Source organism: Okeania sp. SIO2F4, assembly GCF_010672385.1.
Lineage (GTDB): Bacteria > Cyanobacteriota > Cyanobacteriia > Cyanobacteriales > Microcoleaceae > Trichodesmium.
The window spans coordinates 1-4,134 of record NZ_JAAHGT010000873.1 but is presented as its reverse complement, the minus strand read 5'-3'; the positions used below and the strand labels follow the sequence as shown (position 1 = coordinate 4,134).

At 42.0% G+C, this 4,134-nt stretch carries 1 protein-coding gene and 1 pseudogene; one reads left to right on the top strand and one right to left on the bottom strand.

Going from position 1 to position 4,134, the window contains the following annotated elements:
* Positions 1-237 precede the first annotated feature (237 nt).
* Positions 238-2,700 carry a GH116 family glycosyl hydrolase gene (locus tag F6K22_RS34220; protein ID WP_293108677.1) on the bottom strand — a complete coding sequence of 821 codons (2,463 nt, stop codon included), beginning with the start codon at positions 2,698-2,700 and terminating at the stop codon, positions 238-240.
* A 1,087-nt stretch (positions 2,701-3,787) separates the two neighbouring features.
* Between F6K22_RS34220 and F6K22_RS42670 the strand changes: the two are divergent.
* A pseudogene (locus F6K22_RS42670) lies at positions 3,788-4,134 on the top strand (hypothetical protein); the annotation flags it as partial.

Below are 4,134 nucleotides of genomic sequence, written 5' to 3'. Positions count from 1 at the left end.
AACCAGTTATCAGTGATTAGTTATCAGTTATCAGTTATCAGTTATCAGTTATCAGTTAAATCTTTTTTCTAGTTTTCTTAAAATCATCAAGTAAGAATTTAACTTCTAAATTCTGTATTCTGAATTCTGAATTCTAAATTCATTAAACCTCTTGCAAAATTTTTAATTAAACCAATTCAAGATATAGAATCAACAATTTTATCCCCCCTATTCCCTCCATACCTATTCCCTCCATACCTATTCCCTGACTTCTGCAAGAAGTCTATTATAAATCGCCCAAATTGCCATTGCTCTTAAATAATGACTAGCTCTAAAAGTTCCCTCTGCGGTAATAGCTTCTGGGGTGCGAAATTGTAAGCCATTTTCATAAATTTGTTTTACCACTACCTCAGTTATTTCCAAAGCTTCTTTTTTCATACCAATTTGCACCATAAAAGCCGCTAAACCAAAATTAATTCCCGTCCAAACCTCCAAAGGATGGGTAGCATTAGGATTCTCTGGGGAACCATCAGGCAATACTCCATTAACTGCACCAAACTTCCCATTATGAAAATTTTTAAAACAAGAATTATAGACAGTTTTTAAAGCAGATAAAGCACATTCAACAGGTACAATATCTGGCAAATTTAATAACTTGGCATAAAATTGACCGCATAATTGGTCAGCCATTACTACTTCCGAATTACTCTCACTATCCAAACGATAATATTCCCCATTCCATAATTTTTCTTGATAAATAGGTAATGCTTTTTCTAACCAATTTTGATACACAGAAATTTGATTATTTATCGCATCTACAGAATTTTGATCAACCTCAGAATGGAATCCTTGAGGTGGATAATAAGGAATTTCCCTGGGATGCTCAATTAAAACTTTCCCAATGGCGATCGCTGCCTCTAATGCTGCTAACCATAACCCGCCACAATAGGCACTCACACCCCGCAACTGCCAATCATCAAAAGTCTGATCCGGCGCTCCCTCATTTTCGGGAATGCCATCATTATCTTTATCAAAACCTTTGAGATATGCTAGCGTTTCTGTAATAGCAGACCAACATTCCCAGAGAAATTCATAATCATCTGCACCAGTCAACAGAAAATCTCGATACACTTGCAACACAAAATCACTAGATAAATCCTTCCATTGATTACAATCTTGATAACTGGTGTAATTCGTCTTTTCCCAAGGATGCTCATTGGGTGCCCCCAAGTCATGGGGAGTTGCTCCGGCAATTTTTCTCACTGCCGATGCTTGATTATAACCAATAATTCTCGGCGTATCATCCGCCGTTGAAATCGCTCGCGCAAACGCTACCAACACCGACTTTTCCAAATCCGGCCACAACATTAACAACCCAAAAGAACCATATAACCTTACATCCAAACTCTCATACCAACGGTAATCTAGACATTCCAGCACAGCAAACAGACCTTTGGGATCGTCTCGATCTGCAGCACTCCAAATAGTGCCCCCACTCGTGAGGTCATAAAGTTCATTAAACAAAGCCATCTTAAACCAATTAGGCAAATCTTCCCTTTCCAGAATCGGATTTTGCCAAGCTTCAATATTCTCCCGCCAAGTTTGATAATGTTTCATAGCAGTACGAATCATCGACCAAACATTTTTGCCATTGCGACCATAAAAATCTGTATAACGGCGGTAATATGAAACTCCAGCGCCAAACTCAGTCACAGGCAAATCCCAAGCCAAGAAGAAAGGGATTTTCCGCGTTCTCCCCGGTCTAATGGTGAAACGAACTGATATTCCTACTCCTATTTGCTCTCCTTCTTGTGCAGGTAGTTCATTTTGTTCATCTATAAGAGTGCCATCTATTGCAAAGTAGTGCCAGATTTCTTCCCCACTACCAACGGGGTTCCAGCGCGTGTTATAGTTGACCTCAACACCAGCATTAGTAAAAGTACCGATCGCCATTTGCCCCTCTCCTTCTGCGGGTTCGTCAGCAATACTTAACTTGGTCATGGTGCAACCAATACGGTGAAAATCTTCCACTAATAGGTTAAAGTTGTCCGTACTCTCTCCCCACCGTGGTTTATATTCATAAACTGGACTGCCATCATCTCGCACTTGCACTTCTGGTGTTTTCACAGAATTGGTAAACCAACCGATAGTATTTTGCCAAGTTAACATTATACTAAGTGTAATTGGTTCATCTGTAGGGTTGTGAGCAATCCATTCAAATATAGCGATGGGGTAACTGGTTTCTTGATAGTTAGCTGCCCAAATTGGGGAAAATTGTTCGCAACTTAATTGTGCAGTAAATACATTTTCATAGACAAACCAACTCCGCGGATAAAGAGCATGATAAGTACCTGTATTTAGACCTGCTTTTTGTTTGGGATACCATTGCCAAGTAGAGAGACTGCCATCTGTCGGCGGTTCGGTAGATAAAGCATAAGCTTGTTTCTGGCCTTTTGTTTCTTCAAAAACGCTAAATTGACAGGCAGACAGATTTTGATAAATGTGTTCGCCACCGTCGAGATGCCAGAGATTAAAATCGCCCCGTGGGGAGCGACCGATGGCACCTGCGCCGAAACCTCCCAGGGGCATTCCATGCCAGGGGCCATCATCAAGATTACTGCTATAGCGCACTGTGTAAGGTTTGTCCCAATCAAGACCAATGGGACGATTCCAAGTATAGGGAGGAATGTTAGGGGTAGGATTTGGATTTATTCGTTTCATGCCCTATATTTTATTCAGTCAAGTATGAACAAACAGTGTACAGCAGCGTGCAAGTGTCATACTCAGTCAGCAAAAACAAATATCCGCTACAAACAGCACCATTTAGGCGTATCCTAGTATAGAGGCGTAAAAAAAGAAAATGGAGATGTGGCGAGTGGAATTGAAAGAATTAAGTTTTATGGAGATGGCCTTGGAGGGTTTGTTTACCCCCGACGGTATGGGCGTCGTTGGTGGGAAACGGATTCCGTTCTCTCGTTTTTTTTCCCCTATTTCTCCCCAGGAACAAGCTAGGGTTTCTGCGCTTATCCAAAAAACAATGAACAATTGGTGTAGCACACATCCACACATCTGTTCTTTGAAGGTTGCACCCACTCCACCCCCTATACCCCCTGATTATGAACCCAGCTCCAGCATTCTCTTCTCGAAGGGATACGCGACCGACTTGACTTACGACGCGGAGAGTTTCTCCTTCGGACCCTGGGCAAGTTGATGGGACCCTCAATTTAGACCCGCCGGGGACCCCGGCGGGGACTCGTGTGGGATAAGCTCCGTGTTGTACCATCAGGCGGTTTTATGCTAGGTATCAGCTTAAAGAAAATGAAAACGAACTTTTCTTCACCGATACCTGGCACCTTGAGAGAAGTCAGAAGTTTGTTTGCGCAGCATTCCGCAGGAAAGTCAGAAGTCAGAAGTGTTCGGTGTAGTTGCCAACTGGCTGATAACTGATAACTGATAACTGTTAACTGAAACGACATGGGCAGACCAAAAAGAGAATTCAAAGCAGATTATTCGTACCATATTACGACTCGGTGTAATAACAGAGATTTCAACCTCACCCGCCACCAGACCAGAGAAATACTGTTACATATCATCAAACTTTTCCCAAGAAAAATACCCATTTAAACTGTATGCCTTGTGCATTATGCTGAATCATGTCCATTACTTGATGGAAGCAGAAAACCCTGTGTCATTGCGAGCGGAACGAAGTGAAGCGAAGCAATCTCAACCGTCGAGATTGCTTCATTACGCTGACGCTCCATTCGCAATGACTAGGTAGTAAATGCATTGGATAAATTGGTATTCTGCCATGTCTTTTAATGCCCTCCTTAACCGCAAAGGACACTTTTGGGAACAAAGGTATACCTGTCATGGCTTCCCCAACTCCGACAAAGAAAGGGCCTTAAACACCATCCGTTATATTCATGCCAACCCCAAGGCAGCAGGGATGAAAGAAGGCTTTTTCTACGACTTTTCTAACTATGGCACTTATGAACAACTAACTACCGATGGTATTACTCAATGGCATCCAGCCTTTTTTGAGTTAGGCCCATCCTTGTCAGAATGCGCCGATAGATACAAAGGTTTCTGTCGGCGTTACAAACTAAATTTTGAGTTATTATTGTTGTTGGTCATTGCGAGCGGAACGAAGTGGAA

What these genes read in the sequence shown, in the direction of transcription:
- F6K22_RS34220 (WP_293108677.1), bottom strand. Translation starts at nt 2,700, where the DNA reads ATGAAACGAATAAATCCAAATCCTACCCCTAACATTCCTCCCTATACT.